At 62.1% G+C, this 25861-nt stretch carries 22 protein-coding genes; 19 read left to right on the top strand and 3 right to left on the bottom strand.

Features of this window, described 5'->3' with window-relative positions:
• Nucleotides 1–101 precede the first annotated feature (101 nt).
• The 6 genes from C1878_RS06975 to C1878_RS06950 all read left to right on the top strand — a co-directional run bounded on the left by C1878_RS06975 (nucleotide 102) and on the right by C1878_RS06950 (nucleotide 6191).
• Nucleotides 102–2645 (top strand): molybdopterin-dependent oxidoreductase, encoded by a 2544-nt coding sequence (locus C1878_RS06975; protein ID WP_158539751.1) that lies wholly within the window; start codon nucleotides 102–104, stop codon nucleotides 2643–2645.
• A complete protein-coding gene (locus tag C1878_RS06970) occupies nucleotides 2638–3267 on the top strand; it encodes a 4Fe-4S dicluster domain-containing protein (protein ID WP_114600894.1) in 630 nt (209 codons plus the stop codon). Before C1878_RS06975 ends, C1878_RS06970 begins: the two co-directional genes overlap by 8 nt.
• A gap of 18 nt (nucleotides 3268–3285) precedes the next feature.
• On the top strand, nucleotides 3286–4512 hold the full coding sequence (gene nrfD / locus C1878_RS06965) for an NrfD/PsrC family molybdoenzyme membrane anchor subunit (RefSeq protein WP_114600893.1): 1227 nt from the start codon (nucleotides 3286–3288) through the stop codon (nucleotides 4510–4512).
• Nucleotides 4513–4642: 130 nt separating this feature from the next.
• Nucleotides 4643–4999 (top strand): hypothetical protein, encoded by a 357-nt coding sequence (locus C1878_RS06960; protein ID WP_114601009.1) that lies wholly within the window; start codon nucleotides 4643–4645, stop codon nucleotides 4997–4999.
• A 12-nt stretch (nucleotides 5000–5011) separates the two neighbouring features.
• Nucleotides 5012–5473 carry a DUF4405 domain-containing protein gene (locus C1878_RS06955; protein WP_114600892.1) on the top strand — a complete coding sequence of 154 codons (462 nt, stop codon included), beginning with the start codon at nucleotides 5012–5014 and terminating at the stop codon, nucleotides 5471–5473.
• Nucleotides 5454–6191, top strand: coding sequence for a molecular chaperone (locus C1878_RS06950; protein WP_114600891.1), 738 nt, complete (start codon nucleotides 5454–5456; stop codon nucleotides 6189–6191). Before C1878_RS06955 ends, C1878_RS06950 begins: the two co-directional genes overlap by 20 nt.
• A 20-nt stretch (nucleotides 6192–6211) precedes the next feature.
• On the opposite strand, the gene C1878_RS06945 is transcribed toward C1878_RS06950, so the two are convergent.
• Nucleotides 6212–6595, bottom strand: coding sequence for a hypothetical protein (locus C1878_RS06945; RefSeq protein WP_114600890.1), 384 nt, complete (start codon nucleotides 6593–6595; stop codon nucleotides 6212–6214).
• A gap of 241 nt (nucleotides 6596–6836) precedes the next feature.
• Between C1878_RS06945 and C1878_RS06940 the strand changes: the two genes are divergently transcribed.
• The 9 genes from C1878_RS06940 (at nucleotide 6837) to C1878_RS06900 (ending at nucleotide 18598) form a co-directional block, all read left to right on the top strand.
• Nucleotides 6837–8135, top strand: coding sequence for an ATP-binding protein (locus C1878_RS06940; protein ID WP_114600889.1), 1299 nt, complete (start codon nucleotides 6837–6839; stop codon nucleotides 8133–8135).
• Nucleotides 8136–8602: 467 nt separating this feature from the next.
• Entirely contained in the window at nucleotides 8603–9592 is a 990-nt protein-coding gene (gene nrfD / locus C1878_RS06935) for an NrfD/PsrC family molybdoenzyme membrane anchor subunit (protein ID WP_114600888.1), read from the top strand.
• A gap of 17 nt (nucleotides 9593–9609) precedes the next feature.
• Nucleotides 9610–10092, top strand: a complete 483-nt coding sequence (locus C1878_RS06930) for a GntR family transcriptional regulator (RefSeq protein WP_114600887.1) — start codon at nucleotides 9610–9612, stop codon at nucleotides 10090–10092.
• Nucleotides 10093–10196: 104 nt separating this feature from the next.
• Nucleotides 10197–11111 (top strand): slipin family protein, encoded by a 915-nt coding sequence (locus C1878_RS06925; protein ID WP_114601008.1) that lies wholly within the window; start codon nucleotides 10197–10199, stop codon nucleotides 11109–11111.
• A 323-nt stretch (nucleotides 11112–11434) separates the two neighbouring features.
• Nucleotides 11435–12817 carry a helix-turn-helix domain-containing protein gene (locus C1878_RS06920; protein ID WP_114601007.1) on the top strand — a complete coding sequence of 461 codons (1383 nt, stop codon included), beginning with the start codon at nucleotides 11435–11437 and terminating at the stop codon, nucleotides 12815–12817.
• 659 nt (nucleotides 12818–13476) lie between these two features.
• On the top strand, nucleotides 13477–15891 hold the full coding sequence (locus tag C1878_RS06915; protein WP_114600886.1) for a molybdopterin-dependent oxidoreductase: 2415 nt from the start codon (nucleotides 13477–13479) through the stop codon (nucleotides 15889–15891).
• A gap of 9 nt (nucleotides 15892–15900) precedes the next feature.
• Nucleotides 15901–16518 (top strand): 4Fe-4S dicluster domain-containing protein, encoded by a 618-nt coding sequence (locus C1878_RS06910; RefSeq protein ID WP_114600885.1) that lies wholly within the window; start codon nucleotides 15901–15903, stop codon nucleotides 16516–16518.
• Nucleotides 16519–16534: 16 nt separating this feature from the next.
• Nucleotides 16535–17758 carry an NrfD/PsrC family molybdoenzyme membrane anchor subunit gene (gene nrfD, locus C1878_RS06905; RefSeq protein WP_114600884.1) on the top strand — a complete coding sequence of 408 codons (1224 nt, stop codon included), beginning with the start codon at nucleotides 16535–16537 and terminating at the stop codon, nucleotides 17756–17758.
• A 210-nt stretch (nucleotides 17759–17968) separates the two neighbouring features.
• Entirely contained in the window at nucleotides 17969–18598 is a 630-nt protein-coding gene (locus tag C1878_RS06900) for a molecular chaperone (protein ID WP_114600883.1), read from the top strand.
• A 60-nt stretch (nucleotides 18599–18658) separates the two neighbouring features.
• Here the strand turns inward: C1878_RS06900 and C1878_RS06895 are convergent, their stop codons facing one another.
• Nucleotides 18659–19768 carry a DUF3089 domain-containing protein gene (locus tag C1878_RS06895; RefSeq protein WP_114600882.1) on the bottom strand — a complete coding sequence of 370 codons (1110 nt, stop codon included), beginning with the start codon at nucleotides 19766–19768 and terminating at the stop codon, nucleotides 18659–18661.
• A 193-nt stretch (nucleotides 19769–19961) separates the two neighbouring features.
• Nucleotides 19962–20792 carry a hypothetical protein gene (locus C1878_RS06890; RefSeq protein WP_114601006.1) on the bottom strand — a complete coding sequence of 277 codons (831 nt, stop codon included), beginning with the start codon at nucleotides 20790–20792 and terminating at the stop codon, nucleotides 19962–19964.
• Nucleotides 20793–21103: 311 nt separating this feature from the next.
• Between C1878_RS06890 and C1878_RS06885 the strand changes: the two genes are divergently transcribed.
• From C1878_RS06885 to C1878_RS06870, 4 genes are all read left to right on the top strand, one after another.
• Entirely contained in the window at nucleotides 21104–22696 is a 1593-nt protein-coding gene (locus C1878_RS06885) for an AlkA N-terminal domain-containing protein (protein WP_114600881.1), read from the top strand.
• An 8-nt stretch (nucleotides 22697–22704) separates the two neighbouring features.
• Nucleotides 22705–23235, top strand: a complete 531-nt coding sequence (locus C1878_RS06880) for a methylated-DNA--[protein]-cysteine S-methyltransferase (protein ID WP_114600880.1) — start codon at nucleotides 22705–22707, stop codon at nucleotides 23233–23235.
• 84 nt (nucleotides 23236–23319) lie between these two features.
• Nucleotides 23320–24123: a trimeric intracellular cation channel family protein gene (locus C1878_RS06875; RefSeq protein WP_114600879.1), complete on the top strand. Its 804-nt coding sequence runs from the start codon at nucleotides 23320–23322 to the stop codon at nucleotides 24121–24123.
• A 172-nt stretch (nucleotides 24124–24295) separates the two neighbouring features.
• On the top strand, nucleotides 24296–25765 hold the full coding sequence (locus C1878_RS06870; RefSeq protein WP_158539750.1) for a diguanylate cyclase domain-containing protein: 1470 nt from the start codon (nucleotides 24296–24298) through the stop codon (nucleotides 25763–25765).
• Nucleotides 25766–25861 lie beyond the last annotated feature (96 nt).

The following is a 25861-nucleotide window of genomic DNA, read 5'->3' as shown; positions in this document are numbered from 1 at the left end:
CCGTGCGCAGTATGAGGTTTAAGGATCGATCAAACGCTGCGAACAGCTCGCTTCGAACTTATCCGCAGGGATATTCTGACACCATCTTTGAAGGAGGAGATATGTCAGGAACCAACAGCCCAAAACCAGGGCTCACCCGTCGAGCCTTTCTCAAAACCACTGCTGTGGTTGGTGGCGCATCTGCAATTCTCGGCGCCACCAGTTTAACAGCGCTAGCGGACGACACCGCATCCACATCGAGTCAAGATGACGTATATCATGTGGTTTGCCGCATTAACTGCAACGTCGGAAGTTGCGGTATGGACGCCCACGTTCGTAACGGAAAACTTGTAAAAACAACAACCATGAGAAATCCTACTGACGAGCATTGGGATCGTCGCCCCTGTTTGCGAGGGCGTTCTCATTTGCAGTGGATTTACAACGAGCACCGCATCAAGTATCCCATGCGCCGCGTTGAAGGAACTGAGCGCGGTGCTGGCGAATGGGAGCGTATCTCATGGGATGAGGCCATCGATGAGATAGCGAGCAAGTTTACGGATATCATAGAACAATACGGGCCCCAAGCGATTAGCTTCCCATCCCTGACCGCCGATATGGGAAGTGTACCTCAAGGCATCAACACGAGTGCCGGAAGGTTCAGGAATATATTCGGCATGACCAACGTCGAATACTGTCTCGACTTTGCAACGCTTGTGGGTATTAGTCGCGTTACGAAAAATATTCCTTCTACCAATTTTGGACACAACATCGACGCTGCTACCGGGAACCCCCTGTCTGATGCGCAAAACTCGAAAACGCTTGTCGTGTGGGGGGCGAACCCAAGTGAAAGCTGGATTCATGAGTGGCACTGGGTTTGTGACGCAGTGGAGGCGGGCGCGAAGCTTGTCGTGGTCGATCCGCGTTTCTCAACCACGGCTTCGAAAGCAGACAAGTTTTTCCCTGTAAAGGTGGCTACAGACACCCCTCTTGTTCTATCAATGATTAAAATAATCATTGATAGACAGCTTTATGATAAAAAGTTTATAATCGAGCGAACCGTATCCCCATTCCTTGTTCGTGAAGACAATGGGCAATTCCTCAGGGCAAGCGACTTGGGCGTTGAGCCAGTTAAGGGCCCCATTGATAAAAAGACAGGAAAAGAAACCCTTGTAGATCCTTGCGTGGTCTGGGATTCTGCAAGCTCTCTTCCTTGCGCAGTTGATGCAGCTGTAGATCCAGCTCTAACGGGTTCTTATACCATCCAGGGGATTAAGGTAAGGGTGTGCCTCGATCTTATCTATGAGGCTTCAGAATCGTACACGATTGAAAAAACATCCGCTATTACTTCTCTCACGCCGGAGCAAATAGAGGATTTGGTCGACATATATGTTAACCAGAAACCTGTTTACACCCATATTTTGTATGGCGTTGACCGTTTCTGCGACGGTGATGTAACGGCGCATGCTCTAACAATCCTGTCTGCTTTGACTGGAAATATCGGTGTCCGTGGCGGTTCCTTTGGTGTTACTTGGGGCGCTTCGGCAGGGTTTTATGGAAATACCGCAATGGTCACCCCGGAGGGTACGCCGGGTATGGAAGAAGTGCCCTGGCTGCTATTCCATGATATTCTCAAGAGTGGATATTACGGCGAGGGTGATCAGCGCAGAGAGTTCCCCATTAAAGCCATGATGACGTTAAGCGGCAACCCGATAAACAACAACGTTGGATTGACGGAATGCGTTGAGGAAACGCTGCCCATGCTCGATTTCGTTGTGACTGTAGACTCCATAATGTCGGATACCGCTCAGTATTCAGATATAGTTCTTCCGGCGTGTCATTGGTTTGAATTTGAAGGGATTGTCGGCCCTGGTGCGGGTACGAATCATTTCGCGCAATTTAGCGAAAAAGCTATAGAGCCGCTGTATGAGTCAAAAACGAATACAGAAATATTTCGCCTACTTGCAAAAAAGATGGGAGCAGGTAAGTATTACCCCGATGACCTGGAGCAGCAGATAATGGAAAGCTTTTTCGACAACGACATCTGCAGAACAGGCGGTTACACCCTCGATCGCCTCAAGTCGGAAAAAACGATTTTTACTAACCCGTCCTTTGATTGCGAAAAACCAGATGGTCGTACAAGCTGGCCTACGCCGACAGGGCGTATGGAACTTTACCAGCCTAATCCTGTGCCCCGCTTTGATTGGGGTCAGAAGATAGATGTTGATTTTTATCGATTGCCGAGGTATCGTCCGCAAACCGAAGTTAGCGTGGACAGCGAGCCTGCGGCGAAATATCCCATTGTGAACATGAACGAGCACGGTCGTTTTCGTGTACACTCGTCGTTCGGTCGGAATGAGTGGCTCAGGGAACTCGATCCTGAACCGGTGATATATCTATCTCGTTTGGATTCCGAGCAGCGCGGCATACGGACAGGTGATTATGTCCGAGCTTACAACGATCACGGCAGTTGTACTTTGAAAGCCGTCGTAGATGATTCATTGCCTGCTGGTTTATCGAATATTCCCAAGGGTTGGTCTAAAGATCAAACCATCGAGGGGCATTACAATGCTTTGTCCTATCGCTACATCAATTCTGTTACGGCGAATCAACAGTTTGCTGAGCAACGTATTGAGATTGAGAAAACCGAGGTGAGCGATCATGCCTAATATCAGGTACGGCATAGTCATAGACACTAAGCGGTGCGTCGGTTGCCACACGTGTGCGGTGGCATGCAAGTGTGAAAACAACCTATCAAAGGGAATTTGGTGGAATCGTGTTGTCACCGATGGTGGAACCGACATGGATACTCCTTCTGGCCAATTCCCAAACAACCATAAGAAGTACTACACCATTTCCTGCCAGCATTGCGAAAACCCCGCCTGTGTCAAAGTATGTCCTGTGGGTGCTACCTACAAGGATCCTGAAACCGGCGTGGTTCGACAGGACTATGATAAGTGCATCGGCTGCCGCATGTGCATGGCCGCCTGCCCCTACACGGGAGTGCGCTCATTCAACTGGGAGGAACCAAAATACTCGGTTGAGTTCTCAGTGGGCGATGCGGATGTGCCACCGCATCAGAAACATGTGGTTGAGAAGTGCACGATGTGTTGGCATAAGCTGGCGAAAGGCGAAGAACCTGAATGCATAAGTGCTTGTCCGGCATTTGCGCGCACTTGGGGTGACCTCAACGATCCAGCATCCGATGTCTCTAAATTGTTGGCAACTCGCTCTCACGAACAACTGCTTCCCGACCGAGGAACCAACCCATCTGTTTATTATCTCTTGTAGGGCGAAAGGGGAACGATAATGACTGAGACTACTTCGGCGGCCAAGCCCGCCAAGGCTCCTGCTGCCAGATTCGGGGGCAGGGGATTGAACATCGGCATCGTCGTCGCGGCTGTTCTGACGGTGGGCGGCCTGGTCCTGTGGGGCGTGCAGCTCTCCGGCGGCCTGGTGCAGACCGGGATGCGCAACCTCGACTCCTGGGGGCTCTACATCACCATGTTCATGTTCCTGGTGGGCCTGTCGGCCGGCGGCCTCATCATCTCGTCGGTGCCGCGCGCCTTCGGGATGAAGGGCTTCGGCGGCATCAGCAAGGTGGCCGTGTGGACGTCCATCTGCTGCACGGTGCTGGCCATCGGGTTCGTCGTGGTCGACCTCGGGCAGCCCTTGCGCCTGTGGGAGCTGTTCGCCTATTCCAACCTGGGGTCGCCCCTCATGTGGGACATCGTCGTGCTGGCGGTGTACCTCGTCCTGTCCATCGTGTACCTGTGGGCCACGTTGCGCTTCGAAGGCGGCAAGGGGTCGGCGACGTCCCTGCGCGTCATCTCGGTCGTCGCGCTCGTGTGCGCGATCCTCGTGCACTCCGTCACCGCTTGGATCTTCGGCCTGCAGCAGGGGCACGAGATGTGGTACACGGCGCTGCTGGCCCCGTGGTTCGTGTCCTCGGCCCTCGTCTGCGGCACGGCCCTCGTGCTGGTGGTGGTGATCGCGCTGCGAAAGGCGGGCTACCTGCAGCTCGACCAGTCCAACGTCGTCAAGATGGCGAAGATGCTGGGCGCGTTCGTGCTCGTCGACCTGTACTTCTTCGGCTGCGACCTGCTCACGGCCGGCTTCCCCGGCGCCTCCGGCGCCGAGATCGTGGCCATGCTGGTGTCCGGGCCCCTCGCGCCGTTCTTCTGGACCGAGATCGTCGGCTGCGCCCTGTGCGCCGTGGTGTGCTTCGTGCCGAAGCTGCGCACGAACCCGTTGATCGTCGTCGGCGCGTTGCTGGCCATTGCCGGTATCTTCTGCAAGCGCGTGCAGCTGCTCGTGGGCGGCTTCCAGATTCCGAACATCGACTACCCCGGCGTGACGACGCAGTATTTGGCGACAAATTGGGCGGGCGGCATGGCCGGCGCCTACCAGGGGATGGTGTACTGGCCGACGCCGCTCGAGTTCGGCGTGATGCTGGGCGTGGTCGGCCTGGGCGCCCTGCTGCTCCTGCTGGGTCTGAAGTTCCTGCCGCTCAAACCGGTCGAGAAGTCCCGCTAACCGTTCGGTCGGAGCGCGCCGGGCCACCCCTCCCCGCCCGGCGCGGCTCCGTTGTTCGACGGAGCGCCCGCTTGCCCGCTCGTCTGGCCTTGCACCGCGGGCGCTCCCGTCTCGAAGGGCGATGGTGACCATGGTAAGGAAACTCCTGGTAACGCTGGCGGCCTTCCTGCTGGTGGGCGCTTGTACGTTCGCTGCAGGGATCGCATCCGATCCTGCGGTGGGATTGCCGCAACCAATCGTCGCCGATTCCCCGTGCCCGGCTGTCAGGTGCGCCTCGGGGGAGTGCCACGGTTTCGACAACGTGCCCGAGCCCGACGGCGTTCACGAGCTGTCGTGTCCCAAGGCGAGTTGCTCGTCGGTCGACTGCCATGCGTGGGACACACTGTCGACGCGCTACTACCAGGCATCCGATGCCAGCCTGAACCTCTGGGTGCTCGCTCCGGTCGTGCTGGTGGTGGGCCTGGTGCTGCTCGTTCGGAAGATGTAGAGGGGAGGAGCTGTGGACCCGAAGAAGAACCTGATCGTCGACGTGGTGGCGCTGGCGGTGTATGCGATTGTGGCTAATCCTGCTATAACGGGCGTCGCGCTGCACGAATGGGCAGGTCTTGGTCTGGTGCTCGTGTTTCTAGTGCATGTGGCCGCGCATGTCGACTGGGTTGCCGACACGGTGCGTTCGGCGTTGCGCAGTCCGTCGTGGAGCCGCGTGGGGAATCTGGTGCTGGACGTATGCATCGTCGTGGCTTTCATGGTGTGCGTCGTGTCGGGCGTTCTGGTGTCTGGCGCGGTTCTGCCCGCTTTGGGATATTATGCGCAAGGTTATTATTTCTGGGATCCGTTGCATGCGATCTCGGCCAAGGTGCTGCTGGCTTTGCTGCTGGTGCACGTGGTGGTCCACGCTCGGTGGTTCATACGGTTTGCCAAGAAGGGAAAGGACGCGGAACATGCAGACGAACTCGATTGACGAGCAGGGGGTATGGCAGGCCCGTGCCGCCATGTGGGAGCTGCTGGCGTTCTCGCTGCGCTACCCCGACGCGGAGCTGGCCGACGCCGTGGCGGGCGGCGAGTGGGCCGACGCCGCCGCCGAGGTGGCGAATGTCCTAAAAGGGGACAGTCCCCAATTAGGACATTTCGCAGAGGCGCCCGCCCCTTGTCATCCTGAGTGCAGCGCCGCAGGCGCGGAGTCGAAGGATCCCCTGCGGCGCGGAGGCGCCGACGACCGCCCGGCCGACGAGCTTCTTCACGCGCTGCGCGCGGAGGCAACGCGCCTGTTCGTGGGCGCGCCCGACGCGGCCTGCAGCCCCTACGAGGGGGTCTGGCGCGCGGCCGACGACGGCGTGCAGGCGCTCCTGTTCGTGAACCCGCACTCCATGGAGGTGGAGCGCTTCATGCGCTCCTGCGGCCTGGGCCGCCCCGAGGGCACGAACGAGCCCTTGGACCACGCCGCCACCGAGTGCGAGCTTTTGCAGCACCTGGCCATGCTGGAGGCGGGCCTGGCCGAGCCGCCCGGGGGCCTCGATCCCGGCGCCCTGCCCGGCGGCTCCCCGGCCGCGGCCTACGCGTCCTTCCTGGACGACCACGCCCGCGCCTGGATGCCCCGCTTCGCCGAGCGCCTCGCCGCCGAGTCCCGCGAGCCGTTCTACCGCGCGGCCGCGCAGCTGCTGGGGGCGTTCGTCAGTTGATGCCGCGCTAGCACCAGGGTTCAGCATTTCTCCGTGGCCTGCCTGAAGCAGGCCACGGCCCACGCATCGTCGAATGGGATGCCTCTCATCTCCTCGAGTCCCTCGCGGCGGGCCGTTAACCAGAGCGCATGCCAGCCGAACGTGCGCGGTTGCACGCCGCGCGGCCGGGGAAAGGCGACCCACAGCCTTCCTTGCTGCGAAAGCGCTTCGCGCGCCTGTGCGGCGCGCGACCGGTACTCTTCGATGCTTGCGGCGAACACCAGTGCGAAGTCGTACGGCCCGCTGTTGGGGAACGCGACCAGCCGCTGGCTCGCCGCCATTTCCTGAAACTCGGGTGGGGCGTTCAACGCGATGCCCCGCGCGCCCTCTTGCAGGCGCATCTTCCTGAAAACGGTGGACTCCATGCGTCCTCCTTCCTCATGGGTTCGTCGGTTTCCGGCCAGTGTAGCGTGCGCGCCCCGGAAACGCCCAAACCGCCACCGTCCCGCAATTCACCCACCGCAAGGTCTCCGCATGAGATGCGTCTCGCCAGCCTGCTTTACTTGAAATAGAAATTTCGTTACACTTTTAACGGAATTTCCTGAAATTTCGTTACACTTTTAACGGAATTTCAATTTAATAGCCAAAGCAGAAAGAGGCTCCGTCATGAGGCGAAAAATCGAAGAGGCGCTTCTCGTGTGGAAAAACTCGCGCGTTCGCAAGCCGCTTGTGCTGAACGGCGCCCGCCAAGTGGGAAAAACCTATTCGATTCTTGATTTTGCGCAAAAACAATACCGCAATCTGCTCTATGTCGATTTCTCGGCACAGAAAAACGCATGTGCATTGTTCGAAGGCGACATCACGCCGGAAGCGCTGTTGCCGCAACTTGAGGTTATAACGAAAACGTCCGTCGATCCGGAGAGCACGTTGCTGTTTTTCGATGAGGTGCAGGCATGCCCCCGGGCGCTCACCTCTTTGAAGTACTTTTTCGAGCGTGCCCCCGAATACCACGTCATTGCTGCGGGGAGCTTGCTGGGGGTTGCCCTTGGGCGAGAGGAATACTCGTATCCGGTTGGCAAAGTTGATACGTTGACCATGCATCCGCTCGATTTCGAGGAGTTCCTCTGGGCGTTCCAAGAGGAGCAGCTTGCCGATTTGATTCGCGCCGCTTACGCGGCCGACCGTCCGATGGGGTTGCATGACTACGCGCTGGGCCATTACCGTCGCTACCTGTTGGTTGGCGGCATGCCCGAGGCAGTTGACGCCGCTTCGTCAAGTGCTTCCCCGAGCGAGATTCAATCCATCCAGTTAGGCATCACCGACGCTTATATCGCCGATATGACGAAATACGCGAGTCCACTCGATAGCGCGAAGATACTCAACGTATGGCGAAGCGTTCCGGAGCAGCTTGCGAAGGAGAACCACAAGTTTCAGTACGCCACGATCTCGTCCTCGGCGCGGGCGTTTCAGTACGAGGCCCCTATCAACTGGCTCAACGCCGCCGGACTCGTGTCGTTCTGCTATCGGGTGAGCGAGGGTCGAAAGCCACTCAAGGCTTTCGTGGAGCAGGATTTCTTCAAGCTGTATCTGCTCGATGTCGGTTTGCTCGCAGCGCGGTACGGCGTCGATGCCGCCGACCTTGAACCCGCCGCGGATAAGGGATCGTGCTTTCGGGGCGGCATAGCCGAAAACTACGTTATGCAGCAGATGGTTGCCAACGGCATCGAGCCGTTCTACTGGGGAACGACGAGCAGGGCGGAAGTGGACTTTGTCGTTCAGATGTCCGAGGGCGATGTGGCGCCGGTCGAGGTGAAGTCAGGCGGAAATGTTTCGGCGCGCAGTTTGGAGGCGTATCGCAAGGCGTATCAGCCGCCTTATGTGCTGCGAGTCTCGACGAAGCAGTTCGGTTTCGAGAACGGCATCAAGAGCGTGCCCCTCTATGCGGCGTTCTGTATCGGGAGCTAAGTCGGACGCATCTGCGGTTGGGCGACGCTCAGGTTCGGCTTGGAATAGGCTGTACCAAAAAGTTGTCGTAACGTGCTCTCTCAGCGGCCGTTCTGTGTAGGGCAAGGGCTCTGCCCTTGCCGACGACTTGCGGGAATGCTCCCCGTTGAGCAGCAAGGCCGGAGCCCTTGCCATGCAAGAACGAAAATCGGCTCTTTTGGCACAGTCTGTTCCAGGCCGAGCGTGGGGTCGTGGTGGCAAGATTCGGCGGCGAGGTGTGAAAGCGGGCCTTTGCGCGTAGTGTTCGCAACCCGCGTGCTGCAGCGTCTGGCTTGGCTCGACGAAATGTCATACAATGTCCCCGTGATTGTCTTATGATAATTTGCGCGTGCCATCGATGGCGGCGCACGGAGCGAAGCGCGTGACGAGTGCGAGTAGGGTCCGCCTGTCATGTGCAAGCGCCGGTCGGAAAGGGAAGGGGTGGCTCGATGCTCGGTCCGATGATCGTGTGCTACCTTTTCCTGGGCGGTGCGGGCGCGGGGGCGTGCCTGGTGCTGGCGATGCTGGGCCTGCTGGCTCCGCGCGAGCGCGTGGCGGTCGCGATCGACGGGACGCGGATGAGCGTTTCGCGCCGAGTCGCCTCTCCGCGCGTGGTGCTGCGCGTTCCCGAGCCGTACCGCAAGCTGCTGGCTCCCGGCTACGCGACGGCCCTGATGGCGCTTGGGCTGGGCATGGTGTTTTTGCTGGCCGATGTGGGGCGCGCCGACCGGGTCCTGCTGCTGCTCGCGAATCCCACGCTGTCGTTCGTGGCGGTGGGCGCTTGGTCGCTCGCCGCATGCGCGGTGCTCGCCGCGCTCGCAGCAATCGCGTGGGGCGGTTTCACGCGCCGTGCGAGCTTGCGGGCGGTGCGCGCGCTCGAGGTGGTGCTCGCGGCGGTGACCCTTGTGGTCATGGCGTACACGGGGTTGCTCCTGCAGAGCCTGAGCGCGGTGCCTCTGTGGGCCTCGCCCTGGCTGCCGGTGCTGTTCGTTCTGTCGTCGCTTTCATGCGGCGCGGCGCTTGTGCTGGTCGTGGCGCAGTTCACGGGCGCGGCCCATGCGTTCTCCACGGTGCTCGCCCGCTTGGCGGCGGTCGATGCGGTCGTCATCGTGCTGGAGGCGGCGGTCGCGGCCGTGTTCGCAGGTTTTGCGCTCGCCGGCATCGGCGGCGACTTCGTGGCAGGCCAGACGGCACAGGCGCTGGCGGCGTCGGCCGAAGCGCTGGTGGCCGGCGAGGCGGCGTGGCTGTTCTGGGGCGGTTTCGTGCTGGTGGGGCTCGCCGTTCCGCTCGTGCTCGATGCGGTTCTGGCGAGCGCCCGCAGCGAGCGCCCACCGCTTGCGATCGTGGCGTCGGCGTGCATTCTGATAGGCGGGTTCGCCATGCGGTTCTGCGTGGTGGAGGCGGGCATGCATCCGCTGCTCGCGATGACGGTAGGGTAGAGAAGGGTTTGAGGCTCATGTTCCCGTTCGAAGTGGATACCACGACCGACGTGCCCCTTTGGGTGCAGCTGCGGCAACGGCTGATCTACCTGATAAACTCCGGCTACTTCAAGCCGGGCGACCAGCTGCCCACGGTGCGCGGCCTGGCCTCGGAGATATCCATCAATTACAACACGGTGAACAAAGCGTACCTGAGCCTGGTGACGGACGGATACTTGGAGTCGACGCGCGGGCGCGGCGTGTTCGTGCGCGATCTGGACGCCGACGTGGGCGAGGAGCATGCCCAGGAGATCGACGGCATCCTCGACGACTGCGTGGCGTCGTGCCGCGACCTGGGCCTCACGCTCGACGACATCCAAAACTGCATGACGCGCAAGATCAAGCAGCTGAAGCGCGACGCCGGAGAAGGCTCGGCGTCCGATGGCGAAGCGGGCGGCAGGGGCCGCATAGTGGAGATAGACGTGAGCCCAAAGGGCCGCGCGAAGCAGACGGGAGCGTGATTTCCGTGGGTAGAAGATTCGACGCGCAGGACGTTTCGTCGAACGCGGCGGCGTTCGGCCGCGCCGAGGCGGCGGCGCCCGCGCGCAGGCGCAAGGCCTTCCAGGTGGTGCCCGACGCGAACACGGAGATCGTGGGCGAACGCGCCTCGAACGCCGGCGTGCTGCTGTTCTCGGCGGTCGTGCTCGTCGTGTCGTTCTGCGCGGTGCTCGCCGTTGCGGGCGTGCTGGGCGGGGGCGTCGGCGTGGCGGGCATCGTCTGCGCGCTCGTTCTGGCGGTGCTGGCCACCATGTCGGTGCACATCGCGCAGCAGTGGGAGAAGGTGGTCGTGCTGCGCCTGGGCAAGTTCAACCGCGTGTCGGGCCCGGGCCTGTTCTGGACGCTTCCCGTCATCGAGCAGAACACCATGCGCGTGGACGGCCGTGTGCGCGTGACCACGTTCGGCGCCGAGGAAACGCTCACGGCCGACCTCGTTCCGCTCGATGTGAACGCCGTGCTGTTCTGGCACGTGTGGGACGCGAAGGCCGCCTGTACCGAGGTGGGCGACTTCACGCGCGCCGTGGAGCTGGCCGCGCAGACCGCCCTGCGCGACGCCATCGGCCGCGCCGGTGCCGCCGAGGTGGCCATCCGCCGCGAGCAGCTCGACCGCGAGCTCAAGCGCGCGCTGGAGGAGAAGGTGGCGCCCTGGGGCATCACCGTGCTTTCGGTGGAGGTGCGCGACATCCTGCTGCCGAAGGAGTTGCAGGAGGTCATGTCGCTGGAAGCCCAGGCCGAGCAGCGCAAGAAGGCCCGCATCATCCTCATGGAGGCCGAGCAAGACATCTGCGAGATGATGGACGACATGGGCGACACCTACGCCAAAAATGACGCCGCCCTGCGACTGCGCGCCATGCACCTGCTGTACGAGAGCGTCCGCGAGACGGGAGGCACCGTCGTGGTGCCCTCAAGCTTCAGCGAAGGCTTCGGCGACGTTCTGGGCGACCACGCGAAAGACGTGCTGGGCGGCACGGCGGGGAAGTAGCAGGGCGACGTGAAGCTGCGGGGAGTTTCGACGGTGCAGCGATCGCCTGGTCATTGAACATTGCTTTTTTGGGGTGTTGTCCGGTATCGGCTAAAATACGCACGCGATGTAAAACAGCCGAAAGCCATCACGGGCATGCATCGGGTAGAGACCGCTTGCGTGCTGGATCATGGCTATCTTTTTAAATGTTCCATATTTGGAATATTTAATTTGTAATCTATAGAAGCTAAATATTCCACACTTGGTATAATTGAAGAAGCGATGCGGCAGAAGAGAATGTTGCTGAATGCGGCTGAAAATACGGACGAGTGCAGGGAGGCGCCGTGTACACCACCAAGGAGACCGCCGAGAAGCTGGGCGTAAGCGTCCGACGCGTGAATGCGCTCATCAACGCGGGCGAGTTGCAGGCCGAGCGGTTCGGTCGCGCGTGGATGGTGGACGAGCGCTCGGTGGCCGAGCGGGCCGCGCTCAATCGCCCGGCCGGCCGGTTGAAGATGGGCGAGAAGAACCCTGGCAATCTTGAATCGTACACGCTCATGAACCGCGATCATCCGGTGCTCGGCTTCACCTACAATCGCCGCACGCGGGAAACCACCGATGTGGAGCCGCTGGACGGGATCGCTTGGAAGCCCTTGGGCGTCGGTCTGCGAGAGCGCGATCCCAACCGCTACGATCTGGCGGCTTGGATAGCCGCCCGAGCGATTCCCGACCTTCGCCCCAACTTGGCGCCGGTGCTGCGGGAGGCGGTCGCACAGCATGCAGCCGACCTGATGTTCGCATCGTGGGGATTGAACTTGTCGGACCAGTACTGGTTCAAGCCGGCTGGGTCGGACCTTCGGTGGCACGACGTGAACTACTTCGAAAACGGCTACCAAGAGGATCTGGGCGAGACCCTGCTTGCAGGCGCTTCGGCGAAGCGTTTGGCGAAGCCGGCTCATACGCCCGACACGGCAACGCCAGGCATGCTGGCCAAGACCTGGATGAGGCGCAACGGCGTCGATTACCTGGTGAAAGGCGGCTCGAGCAACGAGAATCGCGAGCCGTACAACGAATTGCTCGCAACGAAACTGCTTGGCAGGCTCTTGGCGAAGGACGAGTTCGTTTCCTACGACCTGATCGAATGGCGCGGCCGCGCCTATTCGTCGTGCCCAACCATGGCGTCTTCCGGCACCGAGCTTATTCCGGCGGCGGACGTCCTTACCGCCTTCGGCATCACGGAAGGCCGGGATCCGCATCGAGGGTATCTTGAAGCGGGGCGCGAGCTGGGCGTTCTCGGAATCGTCGAGGCGGTGGACAAGATGATCGTCGTCGATTTCCTCATGGCTAACTTTGACCGACATACTTATAATTTCGGGTTGATGCGCAACGTGGAAACGCTCGACGGCTATCGGGTTGCGCCGCTGTTCGACAACGGTTGCGGTTTCTACAGCCGAGCGACGATCGGTGAGCTGGAGGTGGGGCGCTATCTTTGGGAATCGCACCCCTTCCGGCCGTACCCGTCCCAACAGCTATCGCTGGTCGAAGACCTTTCTTGGTACGATCCCTCGCTTTTGCAGGGATTCGAAGACGATATTGCGTCGGTGCTGTCGCTCAACCCCTATCTTGACGAGAGATTCATCGAGGCCGTCCAGTATCAAACCACCCGTCAAATCGCAACGGTGAACGACGTCGCAGCCGAGCGGGGCAGGATGTTCGGCGGATTCTAAAATTGCCGCAAAACGGCAGGTTCAAGTATGGGAACGTCAGTTACGATGCTTCCAAAGGCGAAAGGCGCCGCAAGGCGATAAACGTTGGGCGGTTGAATAATCCGCGAGAAGGTGCCGCAAGGCGATAAACGTTGGGCGGTTGAATAATCCGCGAGAAGGTGCCGTTTCCGAAAACTCAGTACGCTTTTCTCCATGAATCGCCGTTCGACGTGTTCGACGGTTTCGTATGCTTTTCGCAACGATGTTTCACGTGAAACATTTGTTCGTAATTCAAATGAGAAAAGGGCATGTGATAGGAGATTGATTCCCCCGATGATCGTAAAACTACAACTTGAACGATCATTCAAATACTTGCCGATTGTATATCTGATCTGCGGAATCAACAAGTTGCATCGATTGCTATTATGTTGAAAATAGAATAATGACAAGCCAAGATTATCATATGACAATCCTTGATTGTCATATGATAATCTCGTATAGTGCAGGAAGAAGAATTTGGCCAATTCTCACGAGGGATAGAAAGGCATTCTCGCACGAGTCGTGCCGCAGGGGGAATCGATCGCAGGGGGAGTGCGCTTGACTGCGCAACGGCCGTCCAGACGAGGTTCCAACTTCGCAGACACGATGCGAAATGCCCTGATACCATCTTAGGAGGAGACATGTCAGAAGCGATCGGTTCGCAAAGCGGACTTACGCGAAGGAGCTTTATCAAGGCCGTCGGCGTTGCTGCGGGAGCGCTTGGCCTTGCGGGGGCTGCCGGCATGACGACGGCTGACGGGTGGCTTGCGCCGACGGAGGCGCATGCCGCACCCGAGGAGCATTGCGGTTACACCTTCCACTACCGTCATTGCCAGTGCAACTGCCATTTGAAGTGCACGGTGCGCGACGGGCGCATGGTTTTGATCGAGCCGAACGACTGGCCGGACAAGCGTAACGAGACCATCTGCCTGAAGGGCATTTCCGAAATACAACATACTTACAGCGAAGAGCGCTTGCAGGTTCCCCTCAAACGCGTAGGTGAGCGCGGGGCGGGCGAGTTCGTCGAAATCACTTGGGACGAAGCACTCGACACAATCGCCGACAAGGTGAAAGAGACGCAGGAGAAGTACGGCGTCGGGGCTATAGCCATCCAGACGGCCGTCGATTCGCTCACCACGTTTCTTCCCCAGCTGCTCAAGGGTCAGGAAAAGCCCCACCGCGGCATCGACATAGGTATGGGCAACGGATTTTCGCCGGCGCTTGCCGAGTCGGGCCAACAGGGCGCCTCGTCGAACGAGGTCACCGATTGGAAGAACGCCAAAACCATCCTCAACGTGGGTTGCAACATGTTGGAGACGTGCATGGTGACCGCGCGGTATTTCTTTGAGGCGAAGGAGGCGGGGGCCGAGATCATCACGCTCGACCCGAATTTTTGCACTACCGCCGAGAAGAGTTCGCGATGGGTTCCCATGGTTGCGGGCACCGATCCGGCGCTTTACCTCGGTATGATCTCGATCATCCTGGACAACGAGTGGTACAACGCTCCGTATTTGAAGGCTAATACGAGCATGCCCTTCCTGGTCAAGCGCTCGGATAGGTCTCTCCTGCGAAAAGGTCCCGTCGACGACGTCAAGCAGGCGGGATCCGACAATCCTTTCATGGTGTGGGACGAAGGCGCTGGCGCTTTGGCTGCGTACAATGAGGCTGACGTAGATCCGGTCCTCGATTTCGAGACTTCTATCAACGGCGAGGAATACGCTACCGTGTTCAAGCTGCTCAAAGAGAACCAGAGCCAGTACCCATCCTCCTGGGCCGCCGAGACCACCGGTATCGACGAGAGCGTTCTCATCGAGATCACTGACAAATACGCAAACAACGGGCCCTCGATCCTATCGTTCGGGTTTGGCGGCGGCGAGAAATTCTACAATGCCGACGTTGCCGGTCATGCAGCGGTTCTTCTCGCCACGCTGGTCGGCTCTTTTGGGACCGATATCCCCGGTTGGGGAGCGGGCGCGTACGTGAATGCGTATCAGAAAATATTCGGAGCGGGCAAGCTGGCTTCCTGGCCCTTGCCTTCCGAATGCAAAACAGCGCCGGCACCCAAGGCGAGCGTCGACTATCGCGACGAAGAAAGCGGCATACGCTTCATGTGGGTACAAAACGGTGCCTTCCAGCAAATCGCAGGCAATCAAAACCGCACGAACGAGTGGGCAAAGAGCCTCGATTTCGTAGTGGTTCAGGATATCTGGCATACGCCTTCGGTGGATTGGGCCGATATCGTTCTGCCCGTGTGCTCCCACTTCGAAGTCGACGAGGAAATCGGCTTTCTCCGAGCTCTGCGAGGGCACGTTCTCCTGCAGCAAAAGGTGCTGGACCCTCTGTTCGAGAGCAAGACGGACTTCTGGATCGATCGCGAAATGGCCAAGCGTTTAGGGTATGGCGATGCGCTCCCGAAGAGCCAAGAGGAGCTTGCGCGCTTCCAGTTGGACAAAGCGACTGACAAGGCGGTCGCCGGCATCACCCTCGACGACCTGCTTGCCAACAACGGAGTGGTTGCCCTCAAGAACCAGCCGGATATCGCGCGCAGCTACAGCGGGCAAACATACAAGACGACGTCGGGAAAGATCGACTTGTATTACGAGAATCTGGTGAGCTACGGACAGGCGCTGCCCCAGTACGAAGCACCGAACGAGGCGTACGAGGACAACCCTCTGCGAGACGAGTACCCCCTTGTCATGACGCAGCGAAGGTCGAAATATTTCATTCATCAAAACTTTATGGACGCCACATGGTTGCGCCAGCATTACGAGCCGACGCTGGAAATGAACCCCTCCGACATGGCCGCTCGCGGCTTGGAGTCCGGCGACGTGGTCGAGGCGTTCAACGATCGGGGCTCGTTCCAATGCGCCTGCGTTGCCACTGAAGCGGTTCGTCCTGGGACGGCTGCCATTGTCGAGGGCATCTGGGACAAGTACATGGACGCTGGAAACGTGCAGAACGTCACCAACGATGCCGTGAATCCTCGTGGAAAAGCGCTTGCCAAGGGTAGGGTCACTCCCTTCAACGACACGCTTATCGAAGTGAAGAAAGCGTAGGTGGTTCAAATGACTCGATTGGCCATAGCCATCAACCTTGATCGTTGCACGGGCTGCAATACGTGCGCCATGGCGTGCAAAATGCAGAACAACGTGCCCATGGGCATGGCGTGGAACCGCGTGCTCAACGAAGATTGCGAGTTCGAGGTCGGTGTGCAGGGCGTCTATCCCAACATCTCTCGCTCGCATCTGCCCGTGGCTTGCCAGCACTGCGAGAATCCCGCCTGCATGCGCGTGTGCCCCACGGGTGCCACGTACAAGGACGAAAAAGGGCGCGTGGAGATCGATTACGACAAGTGCATCGGTTGCCGCATGTGCATGGCGGCGTGCCCGTACAATGCCCGTGTTTTCAATTGGAACGAGCCGGTACGCGATCCCGATTTCAATTATGGGGACAAGGACGTGCCAGTGCGCCCGAAGGGCGTGGCGGAGAAATGCACGTTGTGCAAAGAGCGCACCGATCGCGGCGACGAGCCCATGTGCGTAAGATGCTGTCTTTCCAAAGCGCGCGTTTTCGGCGATCTTGACGATCCCGAGAGCGAGATATCGACCGTGCTCCGCGAGCGCAATGCCGGCGTTCTTCTTGAAGAGCAGGGCACGCGTCCGCAAGTTCACTATTTCAACTAAGAAGGGGGTGCGAATCATGGGAACCTCAACGAAATTCAAAGCGGTTGCCGGCGTGCTCGGCGCGCTGACGGTGGCCGGCATCGCCGCCTGGATCTACCAACTGATGAACGGTTTGGGTGTCACCGGTATGAACAACGGCACCTCGTGGGGCCTGTACATCACCTGTTTCATGTTCTTTGTCGGCCTCTCGGCCGGTGGCTTGATCGTGGCCTCCTCTGCCAGCGTGTTCCATGTGGCCGAGTACAAGAAGGTGGCGCTTCCCGCCGTCATCCTGTCCACGGTGTGCATCTGCTGCGCCGGTATGTTCGTGCTCATCGATTTAGGCGGTATCCAGCGCGTGTGGCGCATCGTCACGGGGCCGAACCCCGCGTCGCCGCTGTTCTGGGATATTTGCGTCATCACGCTGTACCTGGTCATCAACGTGGTGTACCTGTATTTCATGAAGTCGAAGAAACCGGGCGCGCAGGATAAAGTCGCCATCGTGTCGCGTTTCGCATTGCCCGTGGCGATCCTCGTGCATTCCGTGACCGCATGGATCTTCGGTCTGGAAATGGCGAAGGAGGGCTGGTACTCGGCTATCATGGCGCCGTTGTTCGTGGTGTCCGCCATGGACTCCGGTCTGGCGTTGCTGCTGCTGTCGCTCATGGGCCTCAACAAGTCCGGCACGTTCAAGGTGGAGAAGAAGCTCATTTCCAACCTGGCTGGTTTGCTGGCCGCGTGCATCGCCGTCGACGGGTTCTTCGTGGGCTGCGAGGCGCTGACGATGGCCTACCCGGGCGCTGCCGGCGCCGAGATGCTCGCCATCATGGCGACGGGCGCCACAGCCCCGTTCTTCTGGTTCGAAATCGTCGTGGGAGTGCTTGTTCCGTTCTGCATTCTTGTGTTCGCGAGGAATCGTGCGCGTATGGGTTTGGTGGCTGCGGCGAGCGTCTGCGTGGTGGTGGGCGTGTTCTTCAAACGCGTGTGGCTTCTGCTGACTTCGTTCGTCGTTCCCAATGTGGCGGGGGCTCCCGGCATCATATCGGGATCGTCCTCTGCTGCTCATGCTGGGGGCGTGGACGTATGGGCTATCACGAGCTCGTATGCCCCCACCTGGGTGGAGATAACGGTTGCGGTCGGCGTGGTCTCGCTTGGCGTCCTGGCCTTCATGCTGCTGTCGAAGAAACTGCTCTCGAAAGCTCCGCAGTCGGTTTCGGCCGGAGAGGCGGCAGAGGGCGGAATAGCCGCAAAGGCCGTTTAACCTGGGGGTTCTCGATACGGAGTCCGTATGCCTGGCGTTCGGGCTCCGTATCTCCCTCCCTCATGCTGTCGCGTCCTGCCTTTCGGGCATCGTTCCGCTCGCAGGCCGCACTCCCTCCCTTGCCCGCGTCCTGCCGCTCCCGCTGGCGGATGCGGGTGTCCTTGCAAGCAACGCTCGGCGCCTTAAGCGCCCTGATCGAAGGAGTCCACCATGTTGGCAGACACCCCTTGGAGTGCGCTTTCCGAAGTCTACGGGTTCGTGGGGAACTCGTTGTTGAAGCCCATGACGCAAACGCCGTCGGTCGGTATCGACTATGCGTTTTGGGAGTCGTTCCCCGATTTCGGTGATGAGGCTATTCGGGCGTGCATCGACGCCTGCAGTCGATATGCGGAAGCGGCGGCAACCCGGCCGCGTGACGAGGCGGTCCAGCAGGTAGCCGTTGAATACACTCGCCTGTTTGTGGGCCCTCCGTCGCCCGCTGCGCCCCCATGGGAAACCATGCACCGCGGCGAGGGCGCTACGGTGGGCTTCGGCCAGGCCACGTTCGAAATGCGCGAGCTTTTGCGCGAGGCCGGGCTGGAGCTGCGCAACGAGAATCGCCAATACGAGGATCATATGGGCATCGAGCTGCTGTACCTGTCCGAGCTCTGTCGCCGATACGCCGCCGGCGAGGCGGCGAATGAGGCTTTTCTCGCCTCATTCATTGAGCGGCATCCTCTGTCGTGGATCGCGTCGCTGCGCGGCCGCGTGGTCGAAGCGTTCCCCAACGGATACTTCGCCGGCTTGCTCGCGCTCGCGCAGAGCGTTCTCGAATCCCAAGCGGCGCAGCTCTCCCGTTAGTTCCTGCGCGCCGCCGATCGGTACGCGGATGTCGTGTCCGAACGCTTCGACAGCTCCCGCTTAGGCCCCGCCGTGTTCCGCCAGATACGTTGCCGCGCGCAGTTCGGCGTTGGCGCGCAGGTCGTAGTAGTAGAACGCGTAGTCCTGGCCGTGGTACACGCCCTTGGGGAACACGCCGCTCGCGGAGCCGAAATCGTCGGGATCCACCGTCGAGCAGATCAGCGCGCCGCGCGCGCTGTCGACGGTGGCGTCGGCCAAGGGACCTGCGTCCACGCCGTTGATGCGCGCGCCTTTGCTCGCGCTGGCGGGAGCCGTCTCGCTGGTGCGCGTCCAGGTGATGGGATTGATGCCCAGCGCGCCGGCCTCGGTCACCGGGTTGGCTCCCTCGATCTCGGGGGCTTGCGTGTTGTATGAGATAACCACGCCGGTGTCGTCGGGGCCTTCGGCGAACTTGAAGGCGTCCGGGCCGAGGAACCCTTCGTCGCCCATCACCTTGTAGCCTATCACGTAGGCGGCAACCATGCGCTCCTTGAGCTCCGGGTGCTTGCCCATGTAGTCTTGCAGCACGTATTTAAGCAGGTTGGAGCCTTGCGAATGCCCGGCCAAGATGAAAGGCCGTCCCTCGTTGCAGTGCTCGAAGTAGTAGTCCAAGGCGGTGTACGCATCGAGCGCGGGTACGCCTCCCAACAGCTTCGTCTGGTCGCTCTCCGAAGCACTTAGGTAGTAGGCGGCGTCGACCTGGCGATAGTACGGCGCGAACACGTTGCCCGCCGTCTCGAAAGCCGTGGCCTGCTCGTCGAATATCTTCGGCGCCCCTTCCAGCAGGGTTTCGTTGTCGATGGCGCACAGGTTCGATTCTCCGCCGCTCACCTTGTGCCAGGCGGTGGGATAGAGGTAGAACACGTCTACGGGCAACGGCGTCTCGCTCGGACGCGCTATCCAGCGCGCAGGGTCGGCGTAGTCGATGGGCTCGTATTCGATGGAAGCCGAAAGGTCGTCGGGATCCGAAACCATGGTCGGGCTATTCGACGGGTCGGATGTGCTCGGCTGCTCGCTCGCACAACCGGCGAACGCCGCTCCGGCGGCAAACAGGCAGACGGCGAGCAACACGGCTACCCAACTCTGGGCGGAGCGCTGCGCGAAGCGGGACGCGACGGGCGACTTTATCATGGCGGGTCTCCTTGCGTTTCGAAGCGCGATGGCGCATGGCGAAACTATACCGTGACGAAAAGCAAGTGTCAGGGTTCTGGCATCAAACGGTGATGTTTGGCACGAGGAGCCTTATGCGCCGATGCGCCGGCGCGACCGAGTTCGATGGCTCCGAACCCGGTTCTTGTCGCGGCGAATGCATGCCGCGCGCCGCCTAGAACAAGAACGCGCCGTCCACGGTCATCGATATGCAGTTGCCGTTCGCCTCGCAGATCAGGCGCACGTTCGTCGTGGTCGGCGCCCCGTCGGCACCGGTGACGGTGACGTCGTTGACGTACTCGTAGCCGCCGCCTTCCTGGGGAGTCACGGTGGCGGTGGACGTGTCGACGCTTTGGAACGCGTAGAACGTGTTGTTCTCGAACAGCGAGGGCATTTCGGCCTCGAGCGCAGCGACGGCCTGCTTCTGCGCCTCGGCGGCCTCGTCCTTCTTCGGCTCCTCCTGCTTGGCGGCCTCCGTCTTGGACGGTTCGGCGCCCTCGCCCTCGGCGCCTTGCCGCTCGGGCTGCACCGGCGGCAACGTGAGGTCCCACGTGCCTTCGGTGGCCCCGTCGTTCCAGAAGAGGCGCTGCGAGGTGTACTGGTCGTCGAACGTGAGCGTGCCCGACACCGTCTCGCCGGCGGGCACGTCGATGACGTCGCCTTCGAACGACGAGCTCACGGGCGGCATGCCGAACGACAGCAGGCACTCGGTGCCAAGCGACTGCGCCAGCGTGTGGCTTCTCACGTCGATGTGGGCGGTGAGCTTGCCGTCGGCGCGGTCGATGGACGTCACGGTGACCTCGTAGTCGCGCCATACGGCCGTCTCGCCTACGGCCAAAGCCTTCAGCTTCTCCGCGTCGGTGAGCGTGTATCCGTAGCCGCCGGCGGAACCCGATGCGGAATCGGTCGGAACGTTCGGCTCCTCGACCTGCGAGTCGCATCCGGTCAGCGTCAAAGACAAAGCCACGGCGCAGGCCGCGGCCGCGCAGACGATCCTTTTGTTCACAGCGTTCCCCTTCGTCATCGAAAGCGAGCAGACGGGCAAGTCGGTCCCCTTTTTCGTTTGAGACGTATCATACCAGTTCGCAAGGTATTCGTGGGCCGATCATCGAATACGCATGCCGCTTCGGCCTCGCTCGGGATGACCGGTGCGTGCACGGCGACGCTCCGGTTGTCCCGCGCCGTCGAATCGCCGCCCGCACGCTCCGCGCTGACGAGGCAGCCGCCGTCACGCCTTTTATGTCCGAAAATGGCTAGCGCGCGCCGCCGGAGTGTGGTTTCATGAACGCAAGGGAACCGTCGGGGAAGGATGCGCTCATGGACGACCGGGAAATCGCAACGGGCGGCGGCGCGCTTTCCGCCGACGCGTTCGCCGGATCCGTGCTGCCCGACGGCGACACGTGCTGGGAGGCGCTGGGCGCGCACGACGCGCGCTTCGACGGGCTGTTCTTCGTGGGCGTGAAGTCCACGGGCGTCTACTGCCGTGCCGTGTGCCCGGCCAAGCGCCCGAAACGCGAGAACTGCACGTTCTACCGGACCGCCGCCGAGGCCGAGGCGGCCGGGTACCGTCCCTGCCTGAAGTGCCGTCCCGAGCTGGCTCCCGGCGCGCCCATCGCGCCGGACACCGACCGGGCCGTCCAGCGCGCCGCCGAACTCATCCGCGAGCATGCGGGTTCGTGCCGCATCGCGGACGTGGCCACGCGGCTGGGCCTGTCCGAGCGGCAGCTGAGGCGCCTGTTCGAGCGCACCTACGGCGTCACGCCCACGGCGTACCGCGGCACCTGCCGGCTGCTCCTTGCGAAAAGCCTGCTCACCGACACCGACCTTCCGGTGACGCGCGTGGCGTTCGCCTGCGGCTTCTCGTCGGTCCGCCGCTTCAACGATGCGTTTTCGCGTCAGTACCGCATGCCGCCCAGCCTCTTCCGCGCGAAGGCGGGGGCTGCGCGCGCGGACGCGGGCCCCGTGGTGCTGCACATGGGATACCGCCCGCCGTACCGCTTCGACCTGCTGCTTGACTTCCTGCGCCTGCGCGCCATCGAGGGCGTGGAGGCGGTGGAGGACGGCGCGTACCTGCGCACCGTGCGCCTCGATCGCGACGAGCCCGGCGCGCAACCGCTCGTGGGGTGGATCAGGGTGGCCGACGAGCCCGCGCGCAACCGTCTGGCGCTCACCGTGTCGCCCGAGCTGTTCGACGAGCTGCCCCTGGTGGTGGCGCGCGTGCGGCGCCTGTTCGACACCGACTGCCTTCCCGCCGTGGTGGAAGCCGGCCTCGCCGATTTCCATGCGCGCGTGCCCGCCGCGAACCGCGTGCCCGGCATCCGACTGCCGTGCTGCTTCGACGGCTTCGAGATGGCGGTGCGCGCCATTCTGGGCCAGCAGATCACCGTGAAGGCGGCCGGCACGCTGGCGGGGCGGGTGGCGCGGGAGTTCGGCACGCCGGCGGCCGCGCCGCACGCAGCGCTCGCCACGGCGTTCCCGCCGCCCGCCGTGTTCTGCGCCGACGACGCGGCCGACCGCCTGGGCGCGTTGGGCGTCATCGGGCAGCGGGCCCGCGCCATCTGCGCGCTCGCGCGGGCCGTGTGCGCGGGCGAGGTGACGCTGCGCCCCGGCGCCGACCTCGAGGCCGAGGCGCGCGCCTTGGCCGCCATCCCCGGCATCGGCGACTGGACCGTGCAGTACCTGCTCATGCGCGCCTACGGCCACCCCGACGGCTTCCCGGCCACCGACCTGGGCGTAAAGAGCGCCTTCCCCGGCCTCAAGCTGCGCGAGCTGGCGGCGCTCTCGAAGGCGTGGAGCCCCTGGCGCTCCTACGCCGTCATGTCGCTGTGGTCGGTACCGCACGAGCCGGCCTCGTCCGCGAAGGCCCCGCCGTCCGACCGGCCCGCCGCAAACCCGTCACCCGAACGATAGGATCAACCATGGACTACCTCAGCACCCTGAATTCGCCCGTCGGCCCCCTCACCGTCGCCAGCGACGGCGACGCCCTCGTGGGCCTGTGGCTCGACGGCCAGAAGTACTTCGAGGCCACGCTCGGCGAAACCGAGGAGCGCCCCGAGCTGCCCGTGCTCCAGGAGGCGCGCGCCTGGCTCGACCGCTACTTCGAAGGCGCCGACCCCGGTCCCATCCCGCCCGTGAGCCCGCGCGGCACGGCGTTTCGCCAACGCGTGTGGACGATGCTCGCGGAGATCCCCTACGGCCAGCTCACCACGTACGGCGAGCTGGCGCGCCGCATCGAGGAAGAGACCGGCGCGCGCACCTCGGCCCGCGCCGTGGGCGGCGCGGTGGGCCACAACCCCATCTCCATCATCCTGCCGTGCCACCGCGTGGTGGGTTCCACCCGCAGCCTCACCGGCTACGCCGGCGGCCTGCAGAAGAAGATAGCCCTGCTGAGGCTGGAAGGCGTCGACGTCGACGCCCTGAAAGTCCCCACGAAGGGAACCGCGCTGTAGGCAAACCCCGCCTCTTGACCGACCCGCCGAAAATGGCGACACTGGGCACCGCAGGTTTACCGGAGGCTCGCGGGGAAGGCGCGCATGGACATAGCGGAATTCATCGGCTCGGCGTTCGCGGACGGGCAGGTGCTCACGGTGCCGTGGGGCATCGACTACTTCTCCGTCGTCGTGGGCGTGCTCACGGGCGCGCTGTTCGCGTGCGACCGCAAGCTCGACATCATCGGCACCGTGGTGCTGGGCCTGCTCACCGGGTACGGCGGCGGCATCATCCGCGACGTGCTGCTGCAGGACAAGGGCGTGTACTTCACGTCGCACCCCGACCTCATCCTGCTGTGCATCGTGCTGTGCGCGTTCGTGTTCTACTTCCGCGGCCTGTTCAAGCACCTTGACGCCACGGTGTTCTTCGCCGACGCGCTGTCGGTGGGCCTGTTCGCGCTCGCGGGCGCGTCCAAAGCCTACGCTTGCGGCGAGGGCTTCGTGCTCACCGTCATCCTGGGCGCCATCACGGCCGTGGGCGGCGGCGCGGTGCGCGACATCTGCGTGGGCGAGACGCCCGGCATATTCCAGCAGTCGAACTTCTACGCGGTGGCGGGCCTGGGCGGCTCGCTGCTGTTCACCGTGCTCGCCTACTTGGGAAGCCCGCTCGTCGTCGCCGGCATCGCCTGCGTGCTCGCCGTGGTGCTCCTGCGCTACTGGAGCGTGTACTTCGATTGGAAGACGCGCGACGAAGCCGACCTCACCCCGCACGTCACACGCGGCCTGGGCTCGCTCAAACGGCTCGTGTCCGGCGTGTTCCTGCACGGCGGCGACCGCATCTCGACACGACGGCAGCGCAAGCGCTCGCGCGCGCGGAAAGGGGATCGCGAGGGCGAGGAGCGCCGATAGGGGCAGGGCTCGACCGGAATGCGCGGCAACCGCGCCGAAACCACAACCTCGTGGGTAACTGATGAAAATCGGGGGGGGGGGGCGTTTTTTGCCTTGACATTATGCTAGCATGGTGCCCTCAATTAAGGCGGAAAACGCCGATCCGACGAAGCGTACGAGAGAAGCTGAGACGATGGGGAGCCTGGCATTCTTGCTGGTCGATAAAACGCGCGGTTTCGTGGAGGCCTGCTACGAACGGGGCGACCTCGATGCCGCGCTCGCCTACCTCGATCCGTCGCACGCGACCTGCTACGGCTACATCGCGGACTTGAGCGCCTTCAACGCCGACGACGTCGCGCGACTGCTGGACGCCTCGTGCTCGTTCGCGCGCCGCATCGGGTCGCGCATCGTTTCCCACGAGTGCCACCTGGCCTACCGAAACGAGTCGTGCGCCGTCGTGCTGTCCAGCCTGCGCACGCGCGCGACGAAGGGGTGCGCCGCCGACGAGTACGTGCGCCGCCTCACGTTCGTGTACGCGCCGGTTGCGGGCGACTGGCGCATCGTCCATGTGCACAGCTCGGCCCCCGACGCGTCGGCCGGCGAGGCCGCCTCGCGCGGTTTGACCGCGCGGGACGTGGGCGCGGTCGACGTCGACGCCGTGCTGTCCCAGGCGAAGGTCGAGCGCGAGCGCTACGAGATCGTCTCGGAGCTGTCCGACGACGTCATCTACGAGTACGACGTGGCGCGCGACACGCTGCACCTGTTCTCCACCCGCTTCGGCGAGAACCCGGACATCAGGCGCAACAAGATCGTGGTGGAGCACTGCAAGAGCACGCTCGATCCCGGCGGCTTCGTGCATCCCGACGACCGCGAGCGCTACGCCGCCGATACGCGTCTGCTGTCGCAGGCCAAGCCAGAACCCGGCACGGAGCACGACGCTTACGCGTACGTGTACCGCCTGCGTCCCGTGTTCTTCTTCGACGGCCGCAAAGGCGAGCGCGACGCCTACGTGCACCAGCGCGTTCTGGGTCGCCGCATCTACGACGGCGAGGGCCGGCTTGTGAAGTACGTGGGCAAGATCGTGGACGTTTCGGGGGAATACGAGCTGCTGGAGCAGTCTTCCACCGACGCGTTGACGCGCGCCTACAACCGCTCGTACCTCCAAAGCCGCTTGCGGGAGTACTGCGCTTCCAAGCAGCCCGACGTGTCCTATGCGTGCCTTCTGGCCGACGTGGACTGCTTCAAGTCGGTTAACGACCAGTTCGGCCACCTTGTCGGCGACGACCTGCTCACGTCTTTCGTGGACACCGCCCGCGCGCTGTTCCGCACGAGCGACGTCGTCGCGCGTCTGGGAGGCGACGAGTTCATGGTGTTCATGCGCGACGTGTACGACCCGCGCGTCGTCATGGAGCGGTCCGAGGCCCTCATCGCCGCGTTCCGCAGCACGGCGGCCGATCGCGGTCTTCCGCATGACGTCAGCCTCAGCGTGGGCGTGGTGGTGTCGCAGGACCCGCATCCGTTCTCCGAGTTGTACCGTCGCGCCGACATCGCCCTTTACCGCGCGAAGGCCGCGGGGAAGAATTGCGCCGTGCCCTATTTGGAGGGCATGGCCTATCCGGAATGCGATTGCCTGGCGAAGCCGGCTCCTTCGCTGGGCGATTGACGCAGTTTTTATCGAAGGCCCGCTCGCGTGCGGATGGGCGTGGTACACTTTCCGTTCGATATCGAACCCTAAGCGCGACAAGCCGGCCGGGCCGGC

Origin of the sequence: Gordonibacter sp. 28C, assembly GCF_003339845.1 — a bacterium.
GTDB lineage: Bacteria > Actinomycetota > Coriobacteriia > Coriobacteriales > Eggerthellaceae > Gordonibacter.
This window is presented reverse-complemented; position numbering and strand designations above follow the sequence as displayed.

What these genes read in the sequence shown, in the direction of transcription:
- C1878_RS06960 (WP_114601009.1), top strand. Translation starts at nt 4,643, where the DNA reads ATGGTAAGGAAACTCCTGGTAACGCTGGCGGCCTTCCTGCTGGTGGGC.
- C1878_RS06950 (WP_114600891.1), top strand. Translation starts at nt 5,454, where the DNA reads ATGCAGACGAACTCGATTGACGAGCAGGGGGTATGGCAGGCCCGTGCC.
- C1878_RS06900 (WP_114600883.1), top strand. Translation starts at nt 17,969, where the DNA reads ATGTTGGCAGACACCCCTTGGAGTGCGCTTTCCGAAGTCTACGGGTTC.
- C1878_RS06930 (WP_114600887.1), top strand. Translation starts at nt 9,610, where the DNA reads ATGTTCCCGTTCGAAGTGGATACCACGACCGACGTGCCCCTTTGGGTG.
- nrfD (WP_114600884.1), top strand. Translation starts at nt 16,535, where the DNA reads ATGGGAACCTCAACGAAATTCAAAGCGGTTGCCGGCGTGCTCGGCGCG.
- C1878_RS06915 (WP_114600886.1), top strand. Translation starts at nt 13,477, where the DNA reads ATGTCAGAAGCGATCGGTTCGCAAAGCGGACTTACGCGAAGGAGCTTT.
- C1878_RS06870 (WP_158539750.1), top strand. Translation starts at nt 24,296, where the DNA reads ATGGGGAGCCTGGCATTCTTGCTGGTCGATAAAACGCGCGGTTTCGTG.
- C1878_RS06885 (WP_114600881.1), top strand. Translation starts at nt 21,104, where the DNA reads ATGGACGACCGGGAAATCGCAACGGGCGGCGGCGCGCTTTCCGCCGAC.
- C1878_RS06875 (WP_114600879.1), top strand. Translation starts at nt 23,320, where the DNA reads ATGGACATAGCGGAATTCATCGGCTCGGCGTTCGCGGACGGGCAGGTG.
- C1878_RS06945 (WP_114600890.1), bottom strand. Translation starts at nt 6,595, where the DNA reads ATGGAGTCCACCGTTTTCAGGAAGATGCGCCTGCAAGAGGGCGCGCGG.
- C1878_RS06910 (WP_114600885.1), top strand. Translation starts at nt 15,901, where the DNA reads ATGACTCGATTGGCCATAGCCATCAACCTTGATCGTTGCACGGGCTGC.
- C1878_RS06940 (WP_114600889.1), top strand. Translation starts at nt 6,837, where the DNA reads ATGAGGCGAAAAATCGAAGAGGCGCTTCTCGTGTGGAAAAACTCGCGC.
- C1878_RS06895 (WP_114600882.1), bottom strand. Translation starts at nt 19,768, where the DNA reads ATGATAAAGTCGCCCGTCGCGTCCCGCTTCGCGCAGCGCTCCGCCCAG.
- C1878_RS06970 (WP_114600894.1), top strand. Translation starts at nt 2,638, where the DNA reads ATGCCTAATATCAGGTACGGCATAGTCATAGACACTAAGCGGTGCGTC.
- C1878_RS06975 (WP_158539751.1), top strand. Translation starts at nt 102, where the DNA reads ATGTCAGGAACCAACAGCCCAAAACCAGGGCTCACCCGTCGAGCCTTT.
- C1878_RS06880 (WP_114600880.1), top strand. Translation starts at nt 22,705, where the DNA reads ATGGACTACCTCAGCACCCTGAATTCGCCCGTCGGCCCCCTCACCGTC.
- nrfD (WP_114600888.1), top strand. Translation starts at nt 8,603, where the DNA reads ATGCTCGGTCCGATGATCGTGTGCTACCTTTTCCTGGGCGGTGCGGGC.
- nrfD (WP_114600893.1), top strand. Translation starts at nt 3,286, where the DNA reads ATGACTGAGACTACTTCGGCGGCCAAGCCCGCCAAGGCTCCTGCTGCC.